The sequence below is a fragment of the Amycolatopsis mediterranei genome (genome assembly GCF_026017845.1).
In the GTDB taxonomy this organism is placed as follows: Bacteria; Actinomycetota; Actinomycetes; order Mycobacteriales; family Pseudonocardiaceae; genus Amycolatopsis; species Amycolatopsis mediterranei.
This window is the reverse complement of sequence record NZ_CP100416.1, coordinates 3,990,730-4,016,074: the sequence shown is the minus strand read 5'-3', so window position 1 is coordinate 4,016,074 and position 25,345 is coordinate 3,990,730. Positions and strand designations below refer to the sequence as shown.

Genomic DNA, 25,345 nt, shown 5'->3' with positions numbered 1-25,345 from the left:
CGCAGCGCGGGGTCAGGCCCGGTTCGGCCGGGTCGCCGAACCGGACGTGAAGCCGCGCAGCCGCAGGCTGTTGCCGACGACGAACACCGAACTGAACGCCATCGCCGCACCCGCGATCATCGGGTTCAGCAGGCCCGCCGCGGCCAGCGGCAGCGCCGCCAGGTTGTAGGCGAACGCCCAGAACAGGTTGCCCTTGATCGTCCGCAACGTCCGCCGCGACAGCCGGATCGCGTCGGCCACCGCGCGCAGGTCGCCGCGGACCAGCGTGATGTCGCTCGCCTCGATCGCGACGTCCGTGCCGGTGCCCATGGCCAGCCCGAGGTCGGCTTGGGCCAGCGCCGGCGCGTCGTTGACGCCGTCGCCGACCATGGCGACGACCTTGCCCTCGTCCTGCAGCCGCTTGACGACGTCCAGCTTGTCCGCCGGGAGAACTTCGGCGATCACCTCGTCGATGCCCACTTCCGCCGCGACAGCGTTGGCCACCGCCGTGTTGTCCCCGGTCAGCAGCACCGGGGTCAGGCCCAGCGCCCGCAGCTGGGCGACGGCCTCGGCCGACGTCGGCTTGACGGTGTCGGCGACCAGCAGGACACCGCGGGCCGCGCCGTCCCAGGCCACCGCGACCGCGGTGTGCCCGCGCTCCTCCGCCGCCGCCTTCGCGGCCGCGAGGTCGTCCGGCAGCGGCTGGCTCCAGTCGTCCAGCAGGGCCGTGCGGCCGACCAGGACCGCGTGCCCCTCGACCACGCCCTGGACCCCGAGGCCTTCGACGTTCGTGAAGTCTTCGACCGCGGGCAGGTCGACGCGCTCCCGGGCACCACGGGCGACGGCCGCCGCGATCGGGTGCTCGGACGCGTTCTCGAGCGCGCCGGCCAGCCGCAGCAGCTCGGTCTCGTCGACACCCTCGGCCGGGTGCACGCCGACGAGCGTCATCCGGCCCGCGGTGACCGTGCCGGTCTTGTCGAGCACGACGGTGTCGACCCGGCGGGTCGACTCCAGCACTTCCGGCCCCTTGATCAGCACGCCGAGCTGGGCGCCGCGGCCGGTGCCGACGAGCAGCGCCGTCGGCGTGGCCAGGCCGAGCGCGCACGGGCAGGCGATGATCAGCACCGCGACCGCGGCGGTGAACGCGGCCGCCAGGCCGACGTCGGTGCCGAGCCAGAAGCCGAGCGTGGCGGCCGCCAAGCCGATCACGATCGGCACGAAAACCCCGGACACCCGGTCGGCCAGGCGCTGGACCTCGGCCTTGCCGCTCTGGGCGGCTTCGACGAGCTGGGCCATCTGCGCCAGCTGCGTGCCGGCGCCGACCCGGGTGGCCCGCACGACCAGCCGGCCACCGGCGTTGACGGTCGCGCCAGTGACGACGTCCCCTTCGCCGACTTCGACGGGCACCGACTCGCCGGTGAGCATCGAAGCGTCGACGGCCGACTTGCCTTCCTCGACCACGCCGTCGGTGGCGATCTTCTCGCCGGGCCGCACGACGAACCGGTCCCCCGCCACCAGCGCGGAGGTCGGGATGCGGACCTCGGCACCGGCTCGCAGCACCGCGACCTCTTTCGCGCCCAGCTCCAGCAGCGCCCGCAGCGCCGCCCCGGCGCGGCGCTTGGACCGCGCCTCGAAGTAGCGGCCGGCCAGGATGAACGTGGTGACGCCGGCGGCGACCTCCAGGTAGATGTTGCCGGCGCCGTCGGACGGCTCGATCGTCAGCTCGAACGGGTGCACCATCCCCGGCGTCCCGGCCTTACCGAACAGCAGCGCCCACACCGACCACGCGGCCGCCGCGAGCACGCCCATCGACACCAGGGTGTCCATGGTCGCGGCGCCGTGGCGCAGGTTCGTCCACGCCGCCCGGTGGAACGGCCAGGCACCCCAGGTGACGACCGGCGCGGCCAGCGTCAGCGAAATCCATTGCCAGTACGTGAACTGCAGGGCCGGCACCATGGCCGGCAGGATCACCGGCACCGCGAGCACCGCGCTGGTGATCAGCCGCTGCCGCAGCGGGCGCGCCGGGTCCCCTTCGTCCACTTCGGACTCGATGGCTTTCTCCGGCCGCGGCAGGGTCGCGTGGTAACCGGCGGCCTCGACCGTGGCCACCAGCGTGGCCGGGTCGACGCCCTCCGGCGCGTGCACGCGTGCCTTCTCGGTGGCGTAGTTGACCGACGCGGTGACGCCGTCGAGCTTGTTGAGCTTGCGCTCGATGCGATTCGCGCACGAGGCGCAGGTCATGCCACCGATCGCGAGTTCGAGCTCGGTCACCGGGCCGGAGCCGGCCGTGGTGCTGCCCATCATCGTCTCCCTCGCGGTTCAGTGGCCGTGGCCGTCAGCGGATTGCGGAGTGGCGGCCCCGGCCGTGGTGACGGTGAACTCGGCGGTCCGCACGACACCGCCGTGCTTGAAGTCCAGGAACAGCCGGTAGGTCCCCGCGCTGGGGACTTCGGCCGCGAACTGCACCTGCGGGCCCGCGGCCGTCCTGCCGTCCCCGGGTGCGCCGTCCGGGTGGACGTGCAGGTAGGCGAGGTCGCCCTCGCGCAGCGCGACCAGGTGCCCGTAAGCGGCGAGGTAGGGCTGCAGATCGGTGACCGGAGCGCCGCCGCGGCCGACCGTCAGCGTCAGCGGCGACGTCTTCCCGGGGATCAGGTCGCCGTCGAGCTCGACGGTGTAGCCGTCGACCTGGGCCGTGCGGCTCGGCCCGTACGTCGCGGGCTGGTAGGCGCCCGCGACCGACAGGTCCGCGCCGAGGGTCATCGGCTTGCCGCCGGTGGGAGCGAAGTCGGCGAACGCGCGGTAGGAACCGGCCGCCGGCAGGGTGAGCGGCACACTCCACGTGCCGTCCGGCGCCGGTTCCGGGTGGACGTGCTGGAAGCCCGCGGTGTCGCGGCGCACCACGATCAGGTGAAGCTTCTTCTCGTGCTCGACGTCGAACCTCGTCACCGGCTTGCCGTCCGGCCCGGTGATCGTGAACGAAAACCGCCCCGGCGCCGGCGTCGTGTCGGCCACCGCGAACGTGTAGCCGTCCTTGCTCGACGCCAGCCCGCCCGGCAGCTCGTCCACCGGAGCGGTCATGCCCGCGTGCTCGCCGCCCATGTCGCCGTGTTGTTCACCGGCCGCGGCCGAAACCGGGCCGACCGTGTGCCCGACGGCGAATCCCCCGGCCGCCAGCAGGACGAGCGCCCCGCCGAACCCGGCCAGCCGTGCTGTGGTGTTCATGTCCGCTTCCCTCGCGTGACGGCCGGGGCTACCCGGCGAGCGTGTACCCGGCCTCCTCGACGGCCGCGCGAACCCGCGCGTCGTCGACCGGCTGCCGGCTGGTGACGGTGACGGCCCCGGTGGGCAGGTCGACGGCGACGCCGGTGACGCCGTCGATGGCGCCGACCTCCTCGCTGACCGAGGCCACGCAGTGCGCGCAGGTCATGCCGGTCACGGTGTAGCTGCTGGTGGTCATGGGTGCCCCTTTCGCGGATACCTCCACGGTACCCCTAGGGGGTATGGGTTTCAAGTGAGCCGGCTCTCATCCGCCTCGGACTCAACTATCATGGGTAGTACTATTGGTCAGAGCACAGCGTGATTTGTTGTCCTGCAACGACTTGCCGGCCTCAGGAGATCCGCACACGATCCGGCCGACGGACGATGAGCGAACGAGGACCTGCTGAAGGCGCGGCGCGGTCGGAGCCGCCCGTCAGCGTGCTCCCACCACGTCGAAGGCCGTGTCGCGCAGCTGACGCCGGGAGCTGATCCCGAGCTTGCCGAACACCTTGCGCAGGTGCCATTCCACCGTGCGGGGGCTGAGGAAGAGCCTCGTGCCGATTTCCGGGTTGGACAGTCCTTCGCGGGCCAGGCGCGCGATCTGGAGCTCCTGAGCGGTCAGCTCCTCGGTTGTCCCCATGGTGCGTTTGCGTGCCGTCTCGCCGGTGGCCAGCAGCTCGCGGCGCGCGCGGTCGGCGAAGGCTTCGAGGCCCATCGCGGAAGTCATGGTGTGCGCGGTGCGCAGGTGCTCCCGGGCGTCGGCACGGCGTCCTTCGCGCCGGAGCCATTCGCCGAACAGCAGGTGGCTCCGGGCCAGCTCGACCCGCAACGGCGTTCCGGTGAGCAGCGCGATCGATGCGGCGTAGCACTCGTCCGGGGTCTCGCCGGCCAACGCGCGCAGACGGGCTTCGAGCGCCCGCGTCCACGCCGTCGGGGTGGCCCGGGCCCGTTCCGACATCCGGTTCAGCGCGGCGGCGACGAGGTCGTCGTCTCCGGTGCGCGACGCGGCTTCCGCCAGTTCGGCGGTCGCCAGGGCCTGGTGGCCGACGGTGTCGTGGTCGAACACCCGGCGCGCCGCGTCCCGGGCGAGGTCGTGGCGGCCGAGGCCGTTGCCCAGCACGGCGTTCGCGTACTCGGCGAACCGCACCACCCGGCCTTGGCCCCGCTCGGCCGCCTCCGCCGCCGCGGTCGCGATCTCGGCGGTGGCCGTCGCTTCCCGGCCACGCAGAGCGGCGAGCAGGATCGCGCTGTACCCGACCGGACGGCCCCCGGTGACCTCGGCGAGCAGGCGGTCCTCGTCGACGAGCGCCTGTGCCGCGCTCAGCTCGCCGGCCGCCAGCTCGTGGTTGGCGAGGAAGTTGAGGCCGAACTGCAGCTGGACGAGCGCGCCGGTTTCGCGCGCCAGCCGGACCTGACGCTCGGCGAACGCGCGGCCGGTGGCGTAGTCCAGCACCTCGGTCGCCAGGGTGCCGCCCGCCCGGTTGCCCAGCAGCCACAGCACACGCCCAGTGCGCCCGGTGCGCTCGCCGCCGGTGTCCAGCGCGCGGACGGCCTCGATCGCCTCGGCCAGCCGCGGGGCCGCGGCCGCGTAGCCGTCGGTGAGCCGGGTGGCGAGCGCGTCGAGCACGAGGTCGACGGCGGTCGGCGGCCCCGGGGCCGCCGGGGCCGCGCGCGCTCGCTTCGCGGCTTCGACGACGCCGGATCCCGCCCAGACGGCCGCGCCGAGCGCCTCCAGGTACGTCTCGCGGGCTTGGTCGCCGTCGAGGCGTCCGGCGGCGCGCAGGAGCAGCTCGGCCGCGTCGCCGCTGCGCCGCTGGTCGAACGCGATCTGCCCGCGCAGCCGTTCGATTTCGGCGTCCCGCACCGGATCGGGCGGCCCGGCCTCGGCCGCGCCCAGCAGGCCCAGCGCCGCTTCGAGCGCGCCGGCGCCGCGTTTCGCCCGGGCCGCCGCGAGTTCGCGCCGGGCGCGCAGCGCCGGATCCGGGGTGAGCGTCGCCGCCTGCTCGAGCAACGCCGCGGCGGCGACGAGACCCCCGCGTGCCTGGGCCCGGCCGGCGGAGCGCTCCAGCTCGGCCGCGACGTCTTCGTCCGGGGCGACGGTCGCCTGCGCGCGATGCCAGGCGCGCCGATCCGGGTCGACGCGGGCGTCGGTCACCTCGGCCAGCACCCGGTGCACCTCCCGCCGGTCCCCGGCGGCCGCGGACCGGTAGACCGCCGAGCGCACCAGCGGGTGCCGGAACCGGATCCGCGGGCCGAACTCGATCAACCCCGTCGCCTCGGCCGCGGCCGCCGGGTCGGCACCCAGGCCGAGCTCCCCGGCCGCGCGCCAGAGCAGGGTCGCGTCCCCCAGCGGCTCCGCGGCCGCGGCCAGCAGCAGCTTCCGGGTGCCGGCCGGCAAGGGGGCCAGCTGCTGCAGGAAGCACCGCTCGAGGCGGCCGGCCAGCGTGTCGCCGTCCGGCCGGCGGAGCCCGTCGGACTGCTCGGCGGTGGTCCAAAACCGGGGCAGCTCGACCAGGGCCAGGGGGTTGCCGTGCGTTTCGGCGACGATCCGGTCGCGCACGCGCACGTCCAGCGGGCCCTTGAGCACCGAGTCCAGCAGGGCACCGGCCGCCGCTTCGCCGAGCCCGCGGACGGCCAGCTCCGGCAACCCGGCCAGGTCGAGCTGCTCCGCGGGTTCCCGCACCGCGACGACCAGGGCGATCGGCTCGGCCAGCAATCGCCGGGCGACGAACGCGAGCGTCTGCGCGGACACCTGGTCGAGCCATTGCGCGTCGTCGACCAGGCACACCAGGGGCCGGTCCTCGGCGACCTCGGCGAGCAGGGTCAGCACCGCCAGCCCGACCAGGAACCGGTCCGGCGGCTCCCCCGCGGTCACGCCGAACGCCGTGCCGAGGGCGATCCGCTGCGGAGCCGGCAGGTGCCCGAGCCGGTCGAGGAAGGGCGCGCACAGCTGGTGCAGGCCGGCGTAGGGCAGCTCGCGCTCGGACTCGACGCCGGCCGTCCGCGCGATCCGGCAGCCGGCCGCCCGGGCCGCGACGTGCTCCAGGAGCGCGGTCTTGCCGATTCCGGCCTCGCCGCGCAGCACCAGCACCCGGCTCCGCCCCGTCCGCGCCGCGGCGAGCGCACCCTCGAGGGCGGCGAGCTCGTCGCCGCGGCCGACCAGCTCCGCCTCCCGACCCGACATGACCCGGAACCCTAGCGCGCTCCCCGGGGCCCGGGCCCGGGATGGACCAGGGTGTCTCACGGGGGCGAACGGGCCGCCCGGGGACGAGGGTGGTGGTGAGCGGCGAACCCGCCGCCACCGCCCGAGAAGGAGCCCGATCGTGGACATGAAGCTCGAAGTCGTCGTCCTGCCCGTCACCGACGTCGACCGGACCAAGCACTTCTACAAGACACTCGGCTGGCGCGAAGACGCCGACATCGAGTTCGGCGCCTCGCGCGTCGTGCAGCTGACCCCGCCGGGATCACCGGCGTCGGTCCACTTCGGCACCGGCATCACCGACGCCACCCCCGGCTCGGTCCGCGGCACCTACCTCGTCGTCGACGACATCGAAGCCGCCCGCGCCGAGCTCGCCGGCCACGGCGTCGACGTCAGCGAGGTCTTCCACCGCGACGCAACGGGCGCGTTCGCCCCGGGCGCGCACCCGGACCGCGGCACCTACTCGTCGTTCGCGTCCCTCAGCGACCCGGACGGCAACACCTGGCTGCTGCAGGAAATCACCACCCGCTTCCCCGGCCGGGTGACCGGTGCGACCTACGGCTCGACGCAGCAGCTGGAGAAGGCCCTGCGCGAGGCCGCGGCCGCGCACGGCGAGCACGAGAAGGAAACCGGGCAGTACGACGAGGAATGGCCGGTCTGGTACGCCCAGTACATGACCGACCACCAGGACGCGTGAGCCCAGCCGGCGGTGCGCGGGCGACCCGCGCACCGAAACCCCGAAAGAAGGCACCATGGCTCACCACGATTTCGACGCCATCGTCCTCGGCGGTGGCGCCCCGGGCGAACACACCGCGGCCGCGCTCGCCGCGGGCGGCCTCCGGGTCGCCGTCGTCGAGCGGGAACTGCTCGGCGGCGAATGCTCCTACTGGGCGTGCATCCCCTCCAAGACCCTGCTGCGGCCCGGCGAAGCGCTGGCCGCCGCCCGTGCCGTCCCGGGTGCTCGCGAAGCGGTCACCGGCCAGGCGGACGCCGCCGCGGCGCTGGCCTGGCGCGACTTCATGGTCTCGTCCTACGACGACGCGGGCGCCGAGAAGTGGGCCCACGACACCGGCATCGAGGTCCTGCGCGGTGAAGGCGAGCTCGCCGGACCGCACACCGTCGCCGTGGCCGGAAAGCAGCACACGGCCGGCCACGTGATCGTCGCAACCGGTTCCGCGCCGGTGATCCCGCCCGTGCCCGGGCTGCGCGAGCTGCCAGGACTGTGGACGAACCGCGAGGCCACCGGCGCGACCGAGATCCCGCGCCGGCTCCTCGTGCTCGGGGCCGGCCCGACCGGCGTCGAGCTGGCCCAGGCGTTCACCCGGCTCGGCGCCGAGGTCGCCCTGGTCGACGGGGCCGGCCACGTCCTCCCCCGCGAACCCCGGGCGCTCGGCGAAGCGGTCGGCGAGGCCTTGCGCGCCGACGGCATCGCCCTGCACCTCGGACAGCACGCGAGCGCCGCGCGGCTCGACGGCGACGAGTACGTGCTCGACCTGCCCGACGGAACGCAATTGCGCGCCGACCGGCTGCTCGTCGCCACCGGACGGCGGCCGCGCGTCGACGGCATCGGCCTCGAGACGGTCGGCGTCGAGGCGAACCCGCGCGGGATCCCGGTCGACGAACGCATGGCCGCGGGCGACGGCCTGTGGGCGGTCGGCGACGTCACCGGGCAGTGGAACCTGACCCACGTCGGCGAGTACCAGGGCCGGGTGGTGGCCGCGAACATCCTCGGCCGGCCCACGACCGTCCACTACGACGCCATCCCCCGGGTCGTGTTCACCGATCCGCAGGCCGCGGCCGTCGGCGCCGCCGAAGGTGCTTTCACGGCGACGGTCCAGCTGTCCGGCGTGCCCCGCACGGCGACCTACACCCGGGCCTACGACACGCGGCCCGGTTTCCTGACCGTCTTCTCCGACGGCGAGCGGCTCACCGGTGCCTACGCTGTCGGGCCCGAAGCCGGCGAATGGCTCCAGCAGGCCACCCTGGCGATCCGCGCCCGTGTCCCGCTGGCCGTGCTGCTCGACGTCGTCCAGCCGTTCCCCACCTTCTCCGAAGCGTTCCTGCACGTCCTGCGCGATCTCGACGCCCGAGTCCACACCCCGATCGGAGCCCCGTGATGTCCTACCGTGCGTTCGAAGTGACCGGCACCCGTCGGTTCGCGCTCGTGGAACGCGAGCTGCGCGACCCCGGGCCCGGGGAGGTCCGGCTGCGTGTCGAGGCCTGCGGGGTCTGCCACAGCGACACCCTCGCGGTCGAAGGGATGCGCGCCGACCCGTCGGTACCCGTCGTGCCCGGCCACGAGATCGTCGGCGTCATCGACGCGGTCGGCCCCGGAGTGACCGCATGGGCGGCGGGTGACCACGTCGGCGTCGGGTACCTCAACGGCCACTGCGGTCAGTGCGAAAACTGCCGCCGCGGCGACTTCGTCAACTGCACCGACCAGCCCTGGACCGGCACCACGACCGACGGCGGCTACGCCGAAGTCGCCTACGCCCGCGCCACCGGCCTGGTCCGCATCCCCGAGGGCGCCCGGCCGCTCGACGTCGCGCCGCTGCTCTGCGCCGGCCTCACCGTCTACCGCGCGCTGCTCACCGCCGGCGCTCGGCCGGGTTCGCTGGTCGCGATCCAGGGCATCGGCGGCCTCGGCCACCTCGGCATCCAGTACGCCAGGACACTCGGCTACCGCGTGGCGGCGATCGCCCGCGGCACCGGCAAGGCCGAGCTGGCCGCCGAACTCGGTGCGGACGAGTACATCGACAGCACCACCACCGACCCCGGCCAGGCACTGTCCCGCCTCGGCGGCGCCGCGGCGATCATCGCGACGGCCTCCAGCGGCGCGTCCATGTCGCCGCTGGTCGCCGGGCTCGGCACCCGCGGGCAGCTGCTCGTGGTCGGGGCCGCGCCGGACCCGATCGAGGTCCGGACGCCGGACCTGATCTTCGGCACGCACGCGGTGGTCGGCGCCCTCACCGGTTCGGCCATCGAGAACGAGGACAGCCTCCGGCTGGCCCACGACCGCGGTGTCCGCAGCCGCAACGAGATCATGCCGCTGTCGGAAGCTCCGAAGGCGTACGAACGGATGATGTCCGGAGCCGCGCGGTTCCGCGTCGTCCTCGACAGCCGCGGGTGACCACGCTCTGGCGATCAACGGGGCTTCTGCCGGATGCTGGTCCGGTGACGAAACCGGAGAAAGACCTGGAAGACGATCAGAACGGTCAGGGAGACAACGCATTCGCCGCGGATTGGGTCTTCACCCTGGCGCCCCGGGACCAGGTCACACGGACCGAACCCGGGGCCGGCCGGCCGCTGATCGAGGCGCAGTGGGCCGACCGCCAGGTGCACGTGGTGCCCGAGGATGTCGTCGCCGACTGGGCGTCGTCGCGTGCCGCGGCGGCGAGGGTGGAGGTGGCGGAGACCGAAATCGAGGTGTCAATCCGCGCGATCGATCTCGCCGCAACGCTCGGCGAGTCGGGATTGACCGGAGATGATCCGGAGAACGTGCTGGTCGTCGAGGACTCGTCCGGTGTGCAGATCGGCGAGGACAACCGTCAGCTGAACATTCACCACTTCGCCGTGGAACGTGTTCGCGTCTGTCTCGACAAAACCTTCGCCCAGCACCTCGCCGCCGACGTCGCCACCTCCGCGCCTCGCCTCCGGAATTCGGTCGGAACCCTCGACGGGTTCGACGCGGTCGTCATCCGGAATTCCCGCGGGGTGCAGGTCGGCGACCACAACCACCAGCGCAACGTGTTCCGGCACGTCGTCAAGGGCCTCGAAGTCGCCCTGACGGACGTGTTCTCCGAAAGTCAGCTCGCCGGTGTCCTCGACAAGATCCGGGATCGGCGCATCGGGTCCGCCCGGTCCGACATCTCGACAGCACTGCACCGCGAGTTCAAGCGGGACCCGAGCGAGCTCTACCGCGCACTGCCCGGCAAGCACAACACGGTCAGCTCCCACATTCCCGGCACTATTGTGGAGGAAAACGGCACCTTCGGTAACCGGAGCGCCCAGAAGCCACGCGAATACATCGGTCGTCCGAACGTGGTTCACTCCTCCATCGCGAATCTGGAGGATGATGATCTTATTCGCACTATCCCACCGCGGGCTCAGGCCGTCTCCAAGCCGGCGCCTCAGCGGTTGTCGTTCGGAGACGACCGGCCAAAGCCGCCTTCCCACGATCCTGGACTGCGAAACACGCCGTCGCACGATTCACCGGAACCGCCTGTGAAGCGCACCATTCCGTTCCCCGGCCGCCGGATCGGATGAATGTCCGCCGGAAGGGCGGGGCGCCGGTCACGCGAGTGACGGCACCTCCTCCGCGGCCTCCAGCTCGGCCGGGCTCTCCTCCTCCACCTCGGTGCCGAACCGGTCGCGCACCTCTTCGACCACGCCGGCGATCTGGCCCAGCTGGGCCAGCACCGCCCGGTGGGTCGCCCGGATGGTCGCGGCTTCCTCTTCCGCGCGGGACAGGATCAGCTGCGCGTCCCGTTGGGCGGCGCGCTCGGTCTCCGCACGAGCGGCTTCCGCCTCGGCGACCGCCTTTTCCGCGGCCGCCCGCAGTTCCTCGCCCTCTTTGCGGGCCTGTTCCTTGATCTCCGCGGCTTCGGCCTTCGCGACCTGGAGGATCTTCTCGATCCGGCGGCCCAGCCCGGCCGCGTCGTCCGGTTCCGCGGCCCGGGGCGCGGGCACCTGCGCTTTGGCCAGCCGGCGCTCCGCGACCCGCCGCGCTTTCTCGTGCCGGTCCACGCGCTTCTCCGCGACCCGCACGTACTCGTCCACCTGCCGGCGGTCGTAGCCGCGCAGGACGATCGGGAACCGGACGTCGGACTCGGGCAGCGTCTCGGGTTCGGAAACCGTCTTCTCCATTCCCCGAGTGTCGGCAACATCGAGACGGCCGGCAATTCGAATCCGGCGGAGAATCCACCGAAAGTGACGTTTAACGGCCTCGACGGCGGACCGTGCGCTCGAGAATCCCCAGCGTGGCCTTGAGGGCGGACTCGGGCACGATCGGGAAGACGGCGCGCCGCTTCCACCCTTCGTCGATCTGCGACCAGTCGTAGTAGGACGTCACCAGGGTGCCGCCCTCGGCCGGTTCGAGCCGGTAGCCGTAGACGTGCCGGACATGGGGCCCGCGCCCGGCTTCCACGGTCCAGGCGATTTCCTCGTCCGGGACGAGCGTGGTGATGACCACCTCGACCTCGTACTTGCCCAGGGGAAAGTCGCCCAGTGCCTCGCGGTCCATGTGCACCCGGAACCGGTCGCCGGCCCGCCGGACGCGGTCGCCTTCGGCGTCCATCAGCATTCCCGACGCGTCGATGTCGACGTGGCCCTTCGGGTCGGTCAGCACCGCGAAAACGGCGTCGGCGGAGGCGGGGATCAGCCGGGAAACCTCGAGGCGTTCGGCCGCCGGCGTTTCCGCCGTCGCGACGAGGACCGCGCGGCCGAGCGTGTGCGAGGCCATGGTGAAGCCGAGGAACGCCGGGGTGGCGTCGGCGGGAACGCCGATGGACTCCACGTCGAGGGCGTGCACCACGACGAAGTAGCGGTGCGGGCCGTGGCCGGCCGGCGGGGCGGCGCCGAGGAACCGGGCCGCGCGGGCGTCGTTGGGCAGCTGGAACGCCCCCGGCGGCAGGCCGGCGCCGGTGTCGTCGCCGGCCCCTTCGGGGAGTTCGGTGACGGTGGCGGGGATGTCGGCGACCGCCCAGTGCCAGAACCCGGACCCGGTGGGGGCGTCGGGGTCGTAGACGGTGACGGCGTAGCTCTTGGTGCCGTCCGGGGCGCCGCTCCACGACAGCTGCGGGGACTTGTCCTCCCCACCGGGGACACCGGACAAGCCCGACATCTGCCCCCGCGGCAGGACGCCGCCGTCGGTGATGGTGGTGCTGGTGACGGTGAAGGACGCCGCCTCGGGCAGGCGGGCGAAGGGATCGTTGACGCTCAAAGCGTTCCTCTCGGATCGTGCCGCGGGGCGGAGAGCCGCCGCCAGATCGACGATAACGATAATAATCGATTATTACCACGATCGTCTATGATGCTGGGGTGACTCGGACCACGCCCCCAGCCGATGCGCCGGCGCCGCGGATGCTCTCCGAACGCGTCTACGCCCACCTCCGGGCCGCGATCATGCGCGGCGACCACGCCCCCGGTGCGGCGCTCAAACCCCAGGACCTCGCCCGGGAGCAGGGCGTCAGCCTGGCGGTGGTGCGGGAGGCGCTCGTGCGCGTGGTCGGCGACGGACTCGCCGACCGGCTGCCCAACCGCGGCTTCGCCGTCCCGGCCCTCTCCCACCGGCGCTGGCAGGAGCTCGCGGAAGCCCGCCGGACCATCGAACCGGCGGTGCTGCGCCTGTCCGTCGAACGCGGCGACGTCGGCTGGGAGGCCGACGTGCGGGCCGCCCACCACCGGCTGGCCCGCACCCCGGCGTTCGTCCCCGAGGAGGGCGAGTACTACAGCGAGGCGTGGTCGGAAGCCCACCGGGTCTTCCACCGCACGCTGCTGGCGGGCTGCGGAAACCCGGTCCTGCTGGAGACGTCCGACCGGCTGTGGGCCGCGAGCGAACTGGCGCGCCGCTGGTCGGCGCACCACGGGCCCGGCCGGGATCACCTCGCCGAGCACCGCCGGCTCGAGGAGGCGGCGCTGGCCCGCGATGCGGACGCCGCGGCCGAGGCGCTGACCCGGCACCTCACCCTCACCGCGGACGGGCTCACGCAGGCGGAGGCGCCACGTACGGCGCAGCATCCCAAGGCTGGTCGGTGAAGAAGCGAACGGTCAGGTCGGCGACGTCGGCGGCGCGTTCCAGGACGACCCAGTGGTCGGAATCCTTGATGGCGGCGAAGCGGCTGCCCCGGATCGTGGCGGCGAAGGCGCGTTGCCGGTCCGGGGTGGTGATGGAGTCGTGCTCGCCGGTGAACACCAGGGCCGGGACCCCGGACAGGCCGCCGTCGAAGGAGGGGCTGCTGATCAGCGACCGCTGCAGGTACGCCAGCACGTCGGGCACCTCGACGGCGACGTGCTGCATCGAGCGCTTGACGTAGCGGTACACCAACGAACGGCGGGGGATGTGGCGGTCCTCGTCGAGGCACAGCTGCATCCCCGCGGCCACCGCGGCGAAGTTCTCGGTGTCGCCCCGCTCCAGGTGACCGGCCGCCAGCCGCAACGACTCCCGCTGGGCGGAGCTGGTGTGCGAGACGACACCGCCGAGCATCAGCCGCGCGATGCGGTGCGGATGGCGCTGGGCGCAGCCGAAGGCCAGTTCCGCGCCGTAGGAGTAGCCGAACAGGTTGACCAGCGGTGCACCGAGGTCGTCGAGGATCCGGTCGACCGCGGCGCCCGCGAACTCCGTTCCGGCCCCGGGCGGCAGGGAATCGGACCCGCCCACGCCGGGCAGGTCCGCCGTCACGAAGTCCGCCACCGGGGTGATCCGGTCCTCCATGTGCGGCCAGCCCCGGCTGCCCTGGAACCCGCCACCGAGCACGATCACCGGTTCCGTCCGCGGGGCGGGGTGCCGGAGGAGCCGGTAGCTGAACCGCGTTCCGCCGAGCGTCAGCGGGCGAACGACTTCCTCGCGCATGATCTCCTTCTGCTCCGGGACTCCGGCTCAGCAGCTCGTCGTGAGGACGAGGGCGGCGTTGTGGCCGCCGAAGCCCATCGACGTCTTGACCGCGCACTCGAACGCGGCCGGCCGGGCTTCCTTCGCGACGACGTCGACCGGGATCCGGATGTCCCGGGTCCGGAAGTTGCCGGTGGGCGGCACCAGCTGCCGCTCGAGGGCCAGCACGGTGAGCGCGGTTTCGATGCCGCCCGCCGCGCCGAGCGCGTGTCCGGTCATCGCCTTGGTCGAGGTCACCAACGGCCCGTCGCCGAGCACCCGGTGCAGCACGGTGGCCTCGATCAGGTCGTTCATCACGGTGGACGTGCCGTGGGCGTTGACGTGGCCCACGTCGGCCGTCGCCACGCCCGCGTCGGCCAGTGCGATCCGCAGCGCCCGCTCGATCCCCGCGCCTTCGGGATCCGGCGCCACGGCAGCGTACGCGTCGCTGGAGGCGCCGTAACCCGCGATGCCCGCCCGGATCCGCGCCCCGCGCGCCGCCGCGTGCTCGGGCCGCTCCAGCACGACGAGACCGGCGCCCTCCCCCACCACGAACCCGTCGCGGTCGGCGTCGAACGGGCGGCACGCCGTCGACGGATCGTCCCGGCGGGTGGACACCGCCCGCATCTGGCAGGCGCTGGCGATCAGCAACCGGGAGCACACGGATTCGGCGCCGCCGGCGATGACGATGTCGCACGCGCCGGCGCGCAGCAGCTGCAGCGCGGTCCCGATCGCGACGGTGCCCGACGAACACGCGGTGGAGACGCTCAGGCTGGGGCCGCGGGCGCCGAGGTCCATGCACACGCTGCTGGCGGCGCTGTTCACCGTGGTCATCGGCGCGAGTTTCGGCGAGACCCGCCGGGCGCCCTTCTCCGCGAGGACGGCGCTTTGCCGGTCGTAGAAGGGCAGGCCGCCGTGGGCGGACCCGATGACGACCGCGACCCGGTCCGTTTCCCACACCGAGGTGTCGAGCCCGGCGTCGGCCACGGCCTCCCGGGCCGCGATCACGGCCAGCTGGGAGAACCGGTCCATCATCCGCATCGCCGGCACGCCCAGCACGCTCTCGGGGTCGAGATCGTCGATGGTGTACATGAAGTCGCAGGACAACCCGTGCAGTTCCGCCAGATGACGGACTCCCGGGGCGGCTCCGGATCCGGTCACTCCCCGCCACGCGGCGTCGGCGCCGACGCCGGCCGCGGTGACCAGGCCCAGACCCGTCACCGCCGCTGCCGGACCCGCCGTCACCGGGCGGTCTTCTCGTCGACGGCCGTCGCCAGCTGCCCCACGGTCTCCCGCGAGGTCAGCTGGACGTCTTCGAGGTCGATGTCCAGGCGTTCCTCGAGCAGGACGCGCAATTCCTCCAGGGCAAGGGAATCCATCCCCAGGTCGTGCAACGACGCCTCGATCCGCACGGCCTCCGGTTCGATGCCGAAGTTGCGGTGCAGAAGCGTGGTGATCTCTTCGGTGACGGTCACTCTGCTGTCGACTCCCATGTTCCGTTTCCGCACGACCGCCGATTCGCGGTGGCTCAAGGGCCCTGGCCCGTGCCGCCGTGAAGGTGCCCCGTGGCCAGGGCAGCGTTCTACGCCGCGCGGGAGCAGAAATTACTGCCGGGCCGGTCCGGCTTTCCACCTCCTGACACCATCGAGTGACCTCCGCAGGCCGCTGACCGCGTGTCATTGACTCGTTCGTGGCGGCCCGGACCGGAAGATCGGAGAAATACGCGAGGCCCGGCCGGTTCGTCACGGACCGGCCGGGCCCCGGGGAGTTCACACCAGGGACGCGGTCAGCCCGCCGTCGAGGACGTAGTGGCTGCCGGTGATCCAGCTCGCCCGGTCCGACGCCAGGAACGCCGTCACCTCCGCGATGTCCCGCGGGGTGCCGAGCCGGCCCTGCTTGGCCGCCACCAGGTCGCCGAACGGGACCTGCGTGGCCGCTTCGAAGTCCGGGACCAGCCGCTCGACCATGGCGGTGTCCGCGAAGCCCGGGCAGACCGCGTTGACCCGCACCCCCGCCGGCCGCATCTCGACCGCCGCGACCCGGGTCAGCTGGATGACCGCGGCTTTCGTCGCGCAATACGACCCGAGGAGCGGGCTGCCGCCGAGGCCCGCGATCGAGGCGATGTTGACGATGTTCCCCTTCGACTCCACCAGGTGCGGGATCGCCGCCTTCATCGTCACGAACGTGCCGCGCACGTTGACCGCGAAGATCTTGTCGAAACTCTCCGTCGGCTGCTGCAGCAACGGGGACGACACCTCGATGCCGGCGTTGTTCACCAGGACGTCGAGGCCGCCGAGGAGACCCACCGCCTCCTGGATCGCCGACTGGACCTGGGCTTCGTCGGTGACGTCGCAGTTGGCGACGCCCGCCGCGCCGATCTCACCGGCCGCCTGCTTGGCCGCGTCGGCGTTCACATCGCTGATCACCACCCGGGCGCCGCGTTCGGTGCACAGCGCCGCGATCGCCTTGCCGATGCCGGCCCCGGAGCCGGTGACGAAGACGCGCTTACCTTCGAGTTCGGACATGCTGGTCCCTTTCACATCGCGTCGATCTTGGGGAGGATCTCTTCCTTGAGCCGCTTCATGTCGTCGAGCGTCTTCGCCACCGGGACGTCCTGGAAGGGCGGCCACAGGAACGGCATCGTCAGCCCGGCCTCCCGGTAGCGCTTGAGCTGGTCGGTGATCTGCGCCTGCGAGCCCACGAGCAGGTTGGTGCCCTTGCCCAGCGGGCTCTGGTCCATGTCCTCGTCGGTGATGACGAACCAGATCATGCTGGCGATCTCGAGGTCGTCGACCGACCGCGGGGTGTCGAGGGCTTCGAGCTCCCGCTGGATCCCCGCACGCCACCGCGCGATGTCCTCGGGCGAGTCCTGGATGCCGATCCAGCCGGACAGGCCGTACTTCGCGATCCGGCTCGCCGAGCGCTTCGCGTCCTTGAGGCCGCTGAAGAAGGTCGGCGGGTGCGGCTTCTGCACCGGTTTCGCGCCGAACCCGCTGCGCTGGAAGTCGGCGAACTCGCCGTGGTATTCGAACAGGTCGTTGGTCCAGATGCCCTGCATGATCTCCAGGGTTTCCCGGACGTGCCGGTGCCGCTTCGGGAAGATGTGCGACGCGCTCGCGGCGGCGAACTCCTCGGGCATCCAGCCGGAGCCGACGGCGACGTTGAGCCGGCCGCCGGAAAGGTGGTCGATGGTCGCGAGTTCCGCGGCGAGGACGCCGGGCGAGCGGTAGGGCGTGTCGATGATGCTCATCCCGATCCGCACCTTCGACGTCTTCGCCGCGAGCCATGGGATGAGCGGCATGCCCTGCAGGAACTCGCCGCGCGAGCTCACCGGCAGGCCCTTGGGGAAGCCTTCGATCATGCCGAAGGAGTACTGCATCTCCTGGGTGTCCGAGGTCTCCGGGACGATGATCCGGTCGAGCGTCCAGACGGAGTCGAAGTCGAGGTCCTCGGCGAGCGCGGTGAGGTCCTCGAGTTCCCGCACGGTCACCTTGTCCCGGAAGTTCGGCAGGTAGAGCGCGAGTTTCATGGTGTTCCCTTTCAGCCGGCGGTGAGGGTGGTGCGGATCTCGGCCTTCAGCACCTTGCCGACGGTCGAGCGGGGCAGGTCCGGCCAGATCTCGATCTGTTTCGGGGCTTTCACGCTGCCGATGCGGTCCTTGACGAACGCGATCAGCTCGGCGGGCTCCAGCCGGGTCCCGGGCCGGAGCTGGACGACGGCGGTGACGCGCTCGCCCCACTTGTCGTCGGGCAGGCCGATCACGGCGCAGTCGCGGACCGCGTCGTGGGCCAGCACCGCCTGTTCGACCTCGGCGGAGTAGACGTTGAAGCCACCGGTGATGACCATGTCCTTGGCGCGGTCGACGATGTGGAGGAAGCCTTCGCCGTCGAGGAACCCGATGTCGCCGGTGTGGTGCCAGCCGTGGGCCGACGCCTCCGCCGTGGCCTCGGGATTGCGGTAGTAACCGGCCATCACCAGCGACCCGCGCACGCAGATTTCGCCGCGTTCGCCCTGCGGCACGGCTTTTCCGTCGCCGTCGAGGATGGCTACCGTGACCAGCGGCGACGGGCGGCCCGCCGACGCCAGCCGTCCGGTGTGGACGGTGCCGTCGGGCCGCCGGTGCTCGGCGGGCGACATCGTCGAGATCATCATCGGGGCCTCGGACTGGCCGAAGAGCTGCGCCATCGGCCCGATCCGGTCGAGGGCTTCGGCCAGCCGGGTCGCCGACATCGGCGCCGCGCCGTACCAGAAGCACTGCAGCGACGACAGATCCGTGGTGTCCAGGGCTTCGTGGCCGAGCACCAGGTAGATCAGCGTCGGCGGCAGGAACGTGTGGGTGACGCGGTGGCGTTCGATCAGCTCCAGGAACCGGCCGACGTCGGGTTTGGCCATGATCACGACCTCGCCGCCGCGGGCCAGGACCGGGAAACACAGGACGCCGGCCGCGTGCGTCAGCGGTGCCAGAGCCAGGTAGACCGGGCGGCCGTCGAAGGGGTAGCTCATCAGCGTGATCGCCGTCATCGCCTCGAGGTTGCGGTCGGTGAGCATGACGCCCTTGGGACGCCCGGTGGTGCCGCCCGTCCCGACCAGGGCGACGACGTCGTCCGGCGGGTCGGCCGCGGCGATGGGGTCGGCTTTCGCCTGGTCGAGCCACTCCCGGAAGCCGGGCGCGAGGTCGTCGCCGTCGCCGAGGCGGACGAGCGTGGTCAGCTTCGGCAGCTGTGGCGCGATCCGGGCGACCAGGTCGTCGAAGGCCGGCTGGAAGATGAGCGTGCCGCAGTCGAACAGGTCGAGCAGTTCGGCGTTCTCCGCGGCCGCGTTGCGCGGGTTGACCGGGCACCACACCGCCCCGGCGCGGGCGATGCCGAAGACGCAGGTGAACGCGGTCGGGTCGTTGGCCGAGAGGATGCCGACCTTGTTCCCGGGCGCGACGCCCGAGCGCCGCAACGCGCGGGCGACGGCCTCGGCGAGCTCGACGACCTCGCGATAGGACCGGGAGACCCCGTCGAGGGTCAAGCAGGGCGCCCCGGGGTCCAGGGAGGCGCCTTTCTCCAGGTAGAAGAACAGAGACATCGTCGTCCCTCCCGACTTCGCCGGCGGCTGGTGACGACCATGACCGCCGTTTGGACGAATGTCAAGATTTTCTTGGACGATTGGTCAGAAGACGGCCGGATGGTATCTTCGGGTCCGTGACCAGCGCACCCGCCGTGAGGCGCCGGACCCCAGCCGACAAGTTCGAGGACCGCCGCCGGGAACTGGCCGACGCGGCGCTCCTGGCGCTGGCCGACCTCGGCTACGCCCGCACCAGCCTGCGCACGATCGCGGAGCACACGAAGTTCTCCCACGGGCTGCTGCACTACTACTTCGCCGACAAGGTCGAGCTGATCACCTACTGCGTGCGCCGCTACAAGGCGGCGTGCGTCCAGCGCTACGAAGGCGGCGTCGGCGAGGCGGCCACCCCCGACGAGCTGGCGGCCGCCTGCGCGGACGGACTCGCCACCGCGCTCGGCGAAGCGCCCCTGATGCACCGCATGTGGTACGACCTGCGCACCCAGTCCCTGTTCGAGACGGCTTTCCGCGACGACGTCGCCGAGATCGACGACAGCCTGCGGGACATGATCTGGCGCAACGTGAGCGCCTACGCCGACCTCGCGGGCGTTCGGCCGACCTGCTCGGCGTCCGACGCCTACGCGTTGTTCGACGGATTGTTCCAGCAGGCGCTGCTGCGGCACCTCGCGGGCGAGGAAGCGGCCCTCGACGATCTGCGGCGCGGCGTGCGGGAGCTGTTCCCCCGCCTGGCCGGCTGACCGCGACGGCCGTTCCACGGCGTCACGGACGCTCCACTGTGGACCCTTCATCGGCCGGGACGAGCCGCGTTCCGGTGACGTCGGCCAGTGTCTCGAGCAGCCGGTCCTGGAACCGGTGGTCCCCCACGGCGGGGTGCGGCCGGACGCGACGCCGGTGGTGCCAGTAGCCGCCGGAGCTGCGCGCGTCCGGATCATCACTGGTGGCGAGCCACTCCTGGGTGAGGTGCCCGAGCCGCAGGTCGTCGAGCGCGCCGGGACCGCCCATCTTCGTCGGCACCCAGCCCGGATCGACCGCGTTGCTGGTCACGTCGGGCCGGAGGCGGGCGACGGCCGCGGCCAAGGTGGTGACGAACAGCTTGCTGTCGGGGTAGGAACCGGGCCGGCGGCCGGTCCAATCGAGGCCGGTGAGCTCCGCCCGGCCGTGGTAGTGCTCGCTGCTGCTGAGGTAGACCAGGCGCCGCGGGCCTTCGACCAGCGCCGTGAGCAGGTAGGGCGCGATCACGTTCACCGGCAGCACCGCGGGCCCGGTGTACACACCCGCGTTGTGGATCACCGCGTCCATCCGCCCGAGGCGGTTCACCCGGCCGGCGAGGTCCCGCGTCTGCTCCACATCGGACAGATCCGCGACGACGGCCTCGGCGCCGCGGTCCAGGAGATCCCGCACGGCGTCGAGGCGGGGCGCGTTGCGCACGTGGACGACGACGTCGTGCCCGTCGCCGAGCAGGACCCGGGCCGCCGCCAGGCCGAGGCCGTCCGCGGAGCCGGTGATGAAGACGCGGGCCATGAAGCACCTCCGGCGCCAGGGTATCGGTCACGATTGGGTCGAGGAAGGCCACCCGAAGCGGTCCGCTCGAGGTCGGCGGCGTCCGCGCGCGAAACTCCCGGCAGTAGCGAATGCGGCATCCCCGGCTTCCCCACTGCGCCGGCCGAGCGGATCCGGCCGGCTACCGGGCCCTGCCCACCACGGACGGTGACCAAACCGAGAGGCGTCTTCGGCAGACGAGGAGCTCGGCCGTGCCGATGCACGCCCATCCGCAGGCCCGGCAGAGCCGACATATCCGTTGAGCGGTAACGAAGTTCGTTCATCCGTCAGGTGACGGATGTCTGGATTGCGCCCACCACGAAACATTGTTGCACGGAGTATGACGCTCCGGCCTCGACGCCGAGGAGGAGCGATGTCGCGTGCTACCACCACCGTCTCCACTCTGGTCATCTTCGTTCTCGCACTGAACCTACGACCGGCCGTGACCAGCCTGGGCGCGGCGCTACCGGATATCACCGTCGCCGGTGGCCTCATCGCCGCGGTGCTCGTCGCCCTGCCCCTGTGGGCGATCGGCCTCGGCGGCTGGGCGACGCCGTGGCTGTGCCACCGGGTGGGGACGCACCGGACCGTCACCGTGGCGCTCATCGGGCTGGTGCTTTCGCTGGCCGGCCGGGTCCTCGGGGGCTCGGTGGAGCTCCTGGTCGGGACGGCGCTGGCGTGCCTGTCCATCGCCGTGCTCGGCACCATGCTGCCGTTGCTGGCCCAGGGGTCCGCCGCCTTCACCTTCGGGCTCGGGGTGGGCAGCACGGCCGGTGCGCTGGTCACGCCCACGGCCATCATGACGTCGTCGTGGCGAGTCGCCCTCGGGGTGTGGGCGACCACGGCGCTGCTGGCCCAGCAGGTGTGGCAGCGCACGCCCGGCGAGTTCGTGTCGCCGCGGACGGCCCCGGGGACGGTGCGGGCCTCGGCCCTGACCATCCACTTCGGACTCATTTCGACGGTGACGTTCCTGGTCATGGGCTGGCTGCCCGGCATCCTGCGCAGCGCCGGCGTCCCTTCGACGACAGCCGGTGCGTGCCTGGCGTTGTCGATGGCCATGGGCTTGCCGATGATGTGGCTGGTGCCGGGCTGGACGCGCCGCTGGCGCAACCAGACCGTGCTCGTCGTCATCCTGGCCGCGCCCAACGTGATCGGGGTGACCGGCCTGCTCCTCGCGCCCGCGGCCGCACCGTGGGTGTGGGCCGCGGCCACCGGCACGGGCATGGGGGCGCTCGCCTTCGTCCTGACGACCATCTCGTTGCGCAGCAAGGACAGCTCGGTGGCGTTGTCCGCCACGGTCCAGGGTGTGGGGTACGTCATCGCCGGGTTCGGCGTGCTGCTCTGCGGCTGGCTGCACACCGGCACGGGCGCGTGGCGGACCCCGCTGATGCTGGTCCTGGCGGTCCTGCTCGGTCAGATGGTCAGCGGGCACATCGCGGTGTTCCGCCGGGCCCCGGCGCCGGCCCCGGCTCCTGCCTCGGCGACCACCCCGCCGCTCGTCGTGCATCCCCAGGACGACGCTCCGGAGGTCGCCGCTTGATCCGCCGTCGCGCATGACTCATCCGGGACGGCCGAGGTCTCCCATGAGTCATGCGCGACGTGCGGACAGCGGCTCAGCCCGAGGCGGACTGGTGGCGCGCCGCTTCGCGGGCGATGTCGATGCGCGAATGCACGCCCAGCTTGGTCAGGATGTGCGAGACGTGCGTGCCGACCGTGCGCGGGGACAGGTAGAGGCGGCCCGCGATCTGCGGGTTCGACAGCCCTTCGACCACCAGCGCGGCGATCCGGCCCTCGGTCGGCGTGAGACTGTCCCAGCCGTGCGTGGCCTGGCGGTGTTTCACCTTCGGGCCGCGCCGGATGCCCAGCGCCCGGAACTGGGCGCGCAGCCGCGCCACGTCCCATTGCGCGTCCAGCTCCGCGTAGAGGTCGATGGCGTGGGTGAAGGCGGCCCGCGCCGAACCGCGGTCTTCGCTCCGGGCGTCGGCGAAGGCGAGCGCGGCGGCTTCCAGGGCCTTGGCCCGGGACAGCGGCCGGCCCGCGTCCGCGTAGCCGTCGGCGGCGCGCAGCAACATCGTCCCGTCCCGCTCGAGCAGGCCACGGCAGTACAGGGCGAGCGCGCGGCGGTGCGGGACGGCGGACTCGGCGGCGATCCCGCGCGCCCGGGCCTCGATCTCCGCCGCGGTCCGCACGTCGCCGAGCGCCATCGCCAGCCGGACGGCGTCGCCCAGCCGCTCCTCCCCCGCGTCTTCGCCCGCCGGGACCGCGGTCAGCACGGCGAGCGCCCGCTCCGGCGCGCCGGCGTGCTCGAACGCCAGGCTCCTGGCCCGGACCAGGGATTCCACCACCTCGTCGCCGGCCCGCTCCGAATGCCGTGCGGCGACGTCGAGGTGGTGGCGGGCCGCGGTCGTCTCGTCGCGGTGGAGGTGGATGATCGCGGCGACGCCGTGGTCGCAGCACACCACACCCGGGTCCTTCTGGTCGTCCGGGACGACGTCGACTTCGGCCAGCGCGTCGTCCCACCGGCCGGCGCCCAGCATCAGCTGCCCGATCGCGCTCTGGACCTGGGTCAGCCGCGCCTCGCTGCCGGTGCGCTCGGCCAGGTCGCGCGCCTGCCCGGCGGCGGTGAGCGCGTCGGCGTAACGGTCGAGCGCGCCGAAGGTGACCGACTGGTTGATGCGCAGCAGCAGGGTGAGTTCGATCAGCGTGGGATCGCCCCGCACGATGGCGATCGCGCGCTCGAACAGCGGTAGCGCGGCGGCCCACTCGCCGCGCGCCATCGCGCCCTGGGCCAGCACGTGCAGCGCCCACCCGGCCGCCCAGCGGTCTTCGGCCGAGCCGAGTTCGGCCAGCGCCGCGGACGCGGCCCGGCCCGCGGAGTCGACCTCGCCGAGGACGCGCCGGATCCGCGCGATGAGCACCAGCAACCGGGCCCGGTGCCGGGCCTGCAGCCCCGGCTGGGTCAGCGCCTCGTTGAGCGCGGGGAGGGACTCGGCGGCGCGGCCGGCCGTGCCGCGGCTCTGGACGACCGTCGTGTGCAGGTCGACGCGCACGTCGGGGTCGCGGACGCGATCCAGGGCGCGGCAAGCGATCCGCTCGGCCTGGGCCACGTTGCCCACCCGGTAGTACGCGTCGGCCAGCCGGCAGGCCAAGGCGCCGGTCACGGCGTCGTCGAGCGGCGCGTCCCGCACCGCCCGTCGCAGCAGCGCGACGGCGACCACCGGTGCCTGGCCGATCAACGGCATGGCCACGTCGAGCAACCACCGCACGGCCCAGTCCGGCACCGGCACCCGACTGTCCGTTGTGGACACCATCGGCAGCAGCTGCCGCGCCACCCGCTCGACCGGGGCGTTCGCCTCCGCGAGCGCCCACGCGGCGGACTGGTGCCAGGCGATCCGGACCGCCGTCGGCATCTCGTCGTACAACGCCGTGCGGATCAACGGGTGCCGGAACTCGAGGTCGTCGCCGGCCGCCACCAGCACGCCGGCGGCGCGCGCTTCGTCGAGCGCGGGCAACAGGTCGGCGAGCGAAGAGTTCGTCACGGTCACCAGGTCCGCGACCGAGAAGCCGACCCCGAGCAGCGCCGCGGTCCGCAGCACGCCCCGCGCCGGCTCCGTGAGGAAGCCCAGCCGGTCCGCGATCGCTTCCGGCAGGGAGTCCGGCGTGGCCGCGCCGGTCAGCTCCGCGATGCCCGCGTGGTCGACCTCCAGGCACGAGCTCCTGGTCAGCGCGTCGACCAACTCGGTGAGGTACAACGGATTCCCGGCCGCGCCGGCGGCCAGCTCCTCCAGCCGGGTGCCCGGTTTGCCGCCGGCCAGCGCGGCCACCAGCTCGAGCACCGCCGGTTCCGCCAGCCGGGTCAGCCGCAGCCGTTCGGCCGGCCGGACGATCCGGAAGAGCGACCGCAGGTCGTCGCGGCGCGGCACCGGCCGCAGCACCCCGATCAGCAGCAGCGGGAGCTGCCGGACCAGGCGGGCGAGCCGGCTCCACACCGCCACCGTCGTGCTGTCGGCCCACTGCAGCTCGTCCACGACCAGCACGGCCGGGCCGTCCTGGCAGAGCTGGTCCACCAGCGCGATCAGCCGTTCGGCGGCCGCGGCGGCGAGGTCGGCACCCTTGCCCGCGACGGCGCCGCCGCCCAGCAGCTCGGAAACGGCGTCACGACGGGGATCCCGCGTGACCGGCGTGATTTCCAGAGCGTCCAGGAGCGGCAGCAGCGGCAGCGCCTGGCCGAGTTCGTCGCCGGCGCCCCAGTACACCTGGCAGCCCGCGTCGGTGGCGGCCGCGCAGGCGGACCGGACCAGCGCCGACTTGCCGATCCCGGGCTCGCCGTCCACCAGCACGGCCCGGCCCCGGCCCGCCGCGACGTCACGGATCCAAGCGGCCAGCCGGGACAGCTCGCTGTCCCGGCCGACCAGCAGCTCGGTACCGTCCGTAAGCGGTCGCACACCGGGGATTTTAGAAGTAAAACCTGTTCCCCAACAAGAGGTACACTCGGGCAGTGCGGAACGTCCGCCGTTGGCCGAGACTTCCCTTCTCGGAAACCCGCCCTTTCGGCAAATGCCCCGATTCGTGATCCGGATGTGATTCCCCCGTCCGGCACCGATGGAGCAACGGCCGTCTGCATTCCGCTCGACGTCGGCGAAGCGGGTCCGGACAAGGCGGGGCGCGGCAGCCGCCGGCCCGGCGATGGCCTTGCGGCACAGGGCATCGGC

The 25,345-nt window shown here is 72.7% G+C and carries 21 protein-coding genes; 7 read left to right on the top strand and 14 right to left on the bottom strand.

Annotated features, from left to right (window positions below; all coding sequences use genetic code 11):
• Window positions 1-12 precede the first annotated feature (12 nt).
• The 4 genes from ISP_RS18665 to ISP_RS18650 form a co-directional block, all read right to left on the bottom strand.
• Complete coding sequence (locus tag ISP_RS18665) at window positions 13-2,280, bottom strand: heavy metal translocating P-type ATPase (RefSeq protein WP_013225368.1); 2,268 nt, start codon at window positions 2,278-2,280, stop codon at window positions 13-15.
• An 18-nt stretch (window positions 2,281-2,298) separates the two neighbouring features.
• Window positions 2,299-3,201: a hypothetical protein gene (locus ISP_RS18660; RefSeq protein WP_013225367.1), complete on the bottom strand. Its 903-nt coding sequence runs from the start codon at window positions 3,199-3,201 to the stop codon at window positions 2,299-2,301.
• Window positions 3,202-3,229: 28 nt separating this feature from the next.
• Window positions 3,230-3,436, bottom strand: a complete 207-nt coding sequence (locus tag ISP_RS18655) for a heavy-metal-associated domain-containing protein (RefSeq protein ID WP_013225366.1) — start codon at window positions 3,434-3,436, stop codon at window positions 3,230-3,232.
• Between the two features lie 234 nt (window positions 3,437-3,670).
• The gene (locus tag ISP_RS18650) at window positions 3,671-6,421 is read right to left on the bottom strand and encodes an AAA family ATPase (RefSeq protein WP_013225365.1); all 2,751 of its coding nucleotides are present in this window, start codon (window positions 6,419-6,421) and stop codon (window positions 3,671-3,673) included.
• Between the two features lie 145 nt (window positions 6,422-6,566).
• On the opposite strand from ISP_RS18650, the gene ISP_RS18645 reads away from it, so the two are divergent.
• The 4 genes from ISP_RS18645 to ISP_RS18630 are packed head-to-tail and all read left to right on the top strand — an operon-like array spanning window position 6,567 to window position 10,702.
• Window positions 6,567-7,133 carry a VOC family protein gene (locus ISP_RS18645; RefSeq protein WP_049878249.1) on the top strand — a complete coding sequence of 189 codons (567 nt, stop codon included), beginning with the start codon at window positions 6,567-6,569 and terminating at the stop codon, window positions 7,131-7,133.
• A 55-nt stretch (window positions 7,134-7,188) separates the two neighbouring features.
• A complete protein-coding gene (locus ISP_RS18640) occupies window positions 7,189-8,553 on the top strand; it encodes a dihydrolipoyl dehydrogenase family protein (protein WP_013225363.1) in 1,365 nt (454 codons plus the stop codon).
• 20 nt (window positions 8,554-8,573) lie between these two features.
• Window positions 8,574-9,566 carry an alcohol dehydrogenase catalytic domain-containing protein gene (locus ISP_RS18635; protein ID WP_230468824.1) on the top strand — a complete coding sequence of 331 codons (993 nt, stop codon included), beginning with the start codon at window positions 8,574-8,576 and terminating at the stop codon, window positions 9,564-9,566.
• Window positions 9,567-9,610: 44 nt separating this feature from the next.
• Window positions 9,611-10,702: an RIP homotypic interaction motif-containing protein gene (locus ISP_RS18630; protein ID WP_013225361.1), complete on the top strand. Its 1,092-nt coding sequence runs from the start codon at window positions 9,611-9,613 to the stop codon at window positions 10,700-10,702.
• 27 nt (window positions 10,703-10,729) lie between these two features.
• Here ISP_RS18630 and ISP_RS18625 read toward each other — a convergent pair whose 3' ends face one another.
• Window positions 10,730-11,302 carry a hypothetical protein gene (locus ISP_RS18625; RefSeq protein WP_013225360.1) on the bottom strand — a complete coding sequence of 191 codons (573 nt, stop codon included), beginning with the start codon at window positions 11,300-11,302 and terminating at the stop codon, window positions 10,730-10,732.
• A 70-nt stretch (window positions 11,303-11,372) separates the two neighbouring features.
• Window positions 11,373-12,377, bottom strand: a complete 1,005-nt coding sequence (locus tag ISP_RS18620) for a YbhB/YbcL family Raf kinase inhibitor-like protein (protein ID WP_013225359.1) — start codon at window positions 12,375-12,377, stop codon at window positions 11,373-11,375.
• Between the two features lie 140 nt (window positions 12,378-12,517).
• Here ISP_RS18620 and ISP_RS18615 point away from each other — a divergent pair, with 140 nt between their 5' ends.
• Window positions 12,518-13,192, top strand: coding sequence for a GntR family transcriptional regulator (locus ISP_RS18615; protein WP_013225358.1), 675 nt, complete (start codon window positions 12,518-12,520; stop codon window positions 13,190-13,192).
• On the opposite strand, the gene ISP_RS18610 is transcribed toward ISP_RS18615, so the two are convergent.
• The 6 genes from ISP_RS18610 to ISP_RS18585 all read right to left on the bottom strand — a co-directional run bounded on the left by ISP_RS18610 (window position 13,140) and on the right by ISP_RS18585 (window position 19,097).
• Window positions 13,140-14,006 (bottom strand): alpha/beta fold hydrolase, encoded by an 867-nt coding sequence (locus ISP_RS18610; RefSeq protein WP_013225357.1) that lies wholly within the window; start codon window positions 14,004-14,006, stop codon window positions 13,140-13,142. The two genes, ISP_RS18615 and ISP_RS18610, sit on opposite strands and share 53 nt — an antisense overlap.
• A gap of 27 nt (window positions 14,007-14,033) precedes the next feature.
• The gene (locus ISP_RS18605) at window positions 14,034-15,245 is read right to left on the bottom strand and encodes a beta-ketoacyl-[acyl-carrier-protein] synthase family protein (protein WP_230468823.1); all 1,212 of its coding nucleotides are present in this window, start codon (window positions 15,243-15,245) and stop codon (window positions 14,034-14,036) included.
• 20 nt (window positions 15,246-15,265) lie between these two features.
• Window positions 15,266-15,499, bottom strand: coding sequence for a phosphopantetheine-binding protein (locus ISP_RS18600; RefSeq protein ID WP_230468822.1), 234 nt, complete (start codon window positions 15,497-15,499; stop codon window positions 15,266-15,268).
• Window positions 15,500-15,793: 294 nt separating this feature from the next.
• On the bottom strand, window positions 15,794-16,549 hold the full coding sequence (locus ISP_RS18595; RefSeq protein WP_013225354.1) for an SDR family NAD(P)-dependent oxidoreductase: 756 nt from the start codon (window positions 16,547-16,549) through the stop codon (window positions 15,794-15,796).
• Window positions 16,550-16,560: 11 nt separating this feature from the next.
• On the bottom strand, window positions 16,561-17,553 hold the full coding sequence (locus ISP_RS18590; RefSeq protein ID WP_013225353.1) for an LLM class flavin-dependent oxidoreductase: 993 nt from the start codon (window positions 17,551-17,553) through the stop codon (window positions 16,561-16,563).
• Window positions 17,554-17,564: 11 nt separating this feature from the next.
• Window positions 17,565-19,097 carry an acyl-CoA synthetase gene (locus tag ISP_RS18585; protein ID WP_013225352.1) on the bottom strand — a complete coding sequence of 511 codons (1,533 nt, stop codon included), beginning with the start codon at window positions 19,095-19,097 and terminating at the stop codon, window positions 17,565-17,567.
• Between the two features lie 116 nt (window positions 19,098-19,213).
• Between ISP_RS18585 and ISP_RS18580 the strand changes: the two genes are divergently transcribed.
• A complete protein-coding gene (locus ISP_RS18580) occupies window positions 19,214-19,831 on the top strand; it encodes a TetR/AcrR family transcriptional regulator (RefSeq protein WP_013225351.1) in 618 nt (205 codons plus the stop codon).
• A gap of 22 nt (window positions 19,832-19,853) precedes the next feature.
• Here ISP_RS18580 and ISP_RS18575 read toward each other — a convergent pair whose 3' ends face one another.
• On the bottom strand, window positions 19,854-20,615 hold the full coding sequence (locus tag ISP_RS18575) for an SDR family NAD(P)-dependent oxidoreductase (protein ID WP_013225350.1): 762 nt from the start codon (window positions 20,613-20,615) through the stop codon (window positions 19,854-19,856).
• Between the two features lie 391 nt (window positions 20,616-21,006).
• Here ISP_RS18575 and ISP_RS18570 point away from each other — a divergent pair, with 391 nt between their 5' ends.
• The gene (locus tag ISP_RS18570) at window positions 21,007-22,173 is read left to right on the top strand and encodes an MFS transporter (protein WP_013225349.1); all 1,167 of its coding nucleotides are present in this window, start codon (window positions 21,007-21,009) and stop codon (window positions 22,171-22,173) included.
• A 73-nt stretch (window positions 22,174-22,246) separates the two neighbouring features.
• On the opposite strand, the gene ISP_RS18565 is transcribed toward ISP_RS18570, so the two are convergent.
• Window positions 22,247-25,078 carry a helix-turn-helix transcriptional regulator gene (locus ISP_RS18565; protein ID WP_013225348.1) on the bottom strand — a complete coding sequence of 944 codons (2,832 nt, stop codon included), beginning with the start codon at window positions 25,076-25,078 and terminating at the stop codon, window positions 22,247-22,249.
• Window positions 25,079-25,345: the final 267 nt, after the last annotated feature.

Coding starts and splice junctions, on each gene's coding strand:
- ISP_RS18665 (WP_013225368.1), bottom strand. CDS start 2,280: ATGGGCAGCACCACGGCCGGCTCCGGCCCGGTGACCGAGCTCGAACTC.
- ISP_RS18570 (WP_013225349.1), top strand. CDS start 21,007: ATGTCGCGTGCTACCACCACCGTCTCCACTCTGGTCATCTTCGTTCTC.
- ISP_RS18660 (WP_013225367.1), bottom strand. CDS start 3,201: ATGAACACCACAGCACGGCTGGCCGGGTTCGGCGGGGCGCTCGTCCTG.
- ISP_RS18625 (WP_013225360.1), bottom strand. CDS start 11,302: ATGGAGAAGACGGTTTCCGAACCCGAGACGCTGCCCGAGTCCGACGTC.
- ISP_RS18595 (WP_013225354.1), bottom strand. CDS start 16,549: ATGTCCGAACTCGAAGGTAAGCGCGTCTTCGTCACCGGCTCCGGGGCC.
- ISP_RS18650 (WP_013225365.1), bottom strand. CDS start 6,421: ATGTCGGGTCGGGAGGCGGAGCTGGTCGGCCGCGGCGACGAGCTCGCC.
- ISP_RS18585 (WP_013225352.1), bottom strand. CDS start 19,097: ATGTCTCTGTTCTTCTACCTGGAGAAAGGCGCCTCCCTGGACCCCGGG.
- ISP_RS18610 (WP_013225357.1), bottom strand. CDS start 14,006: ATGCGCGAGGAAGTCGTTCGCCCGCTGACGCTCGGCGGAACGCGGTTC.
- ISP_RS18590 (WP_013225353.1), bottom strand. CDS start 17,553: ATGAAACTCGCGCTCTACCTGCCGAACTTCCGGGACAAGGTGACCGTG.
- ISP_RS18615 (WP_013225358.1), top strand. CDS start 12,518: ATGCTCTCCGAACGCGTCTACGCCCACCTCCGGGCCGCGATCATGCGC.
- ISP_RS18655 (WP_013225366.1), bottom strand. CDS start 3,436: ATGACCACCAGCAGCTACACCGTGACCGGCATGACCTGCGCGCACTGC.
- ISP_RS18640 (WP_013225363.1), top strand. CDS start 7,189: ATGGCTCACCACGATTTCGACGCCATCGTCCTCGGCGGTGGCGCCCCG.
- ISP_RS18645 (WP_049878249.1), top strand. CDS start 6,567: ATGAAGCTCGAAGTCGTCGTCCTGCCCGTCACCGACGTCGACCGGACC.
- ISP_RS18575 (WP_013225350.1), bottom strand. CDS start 20,615: ATGGCCCGCGTCTTCATCACCGGCTCCGCGGACGGCCTCGGCCTGGCG.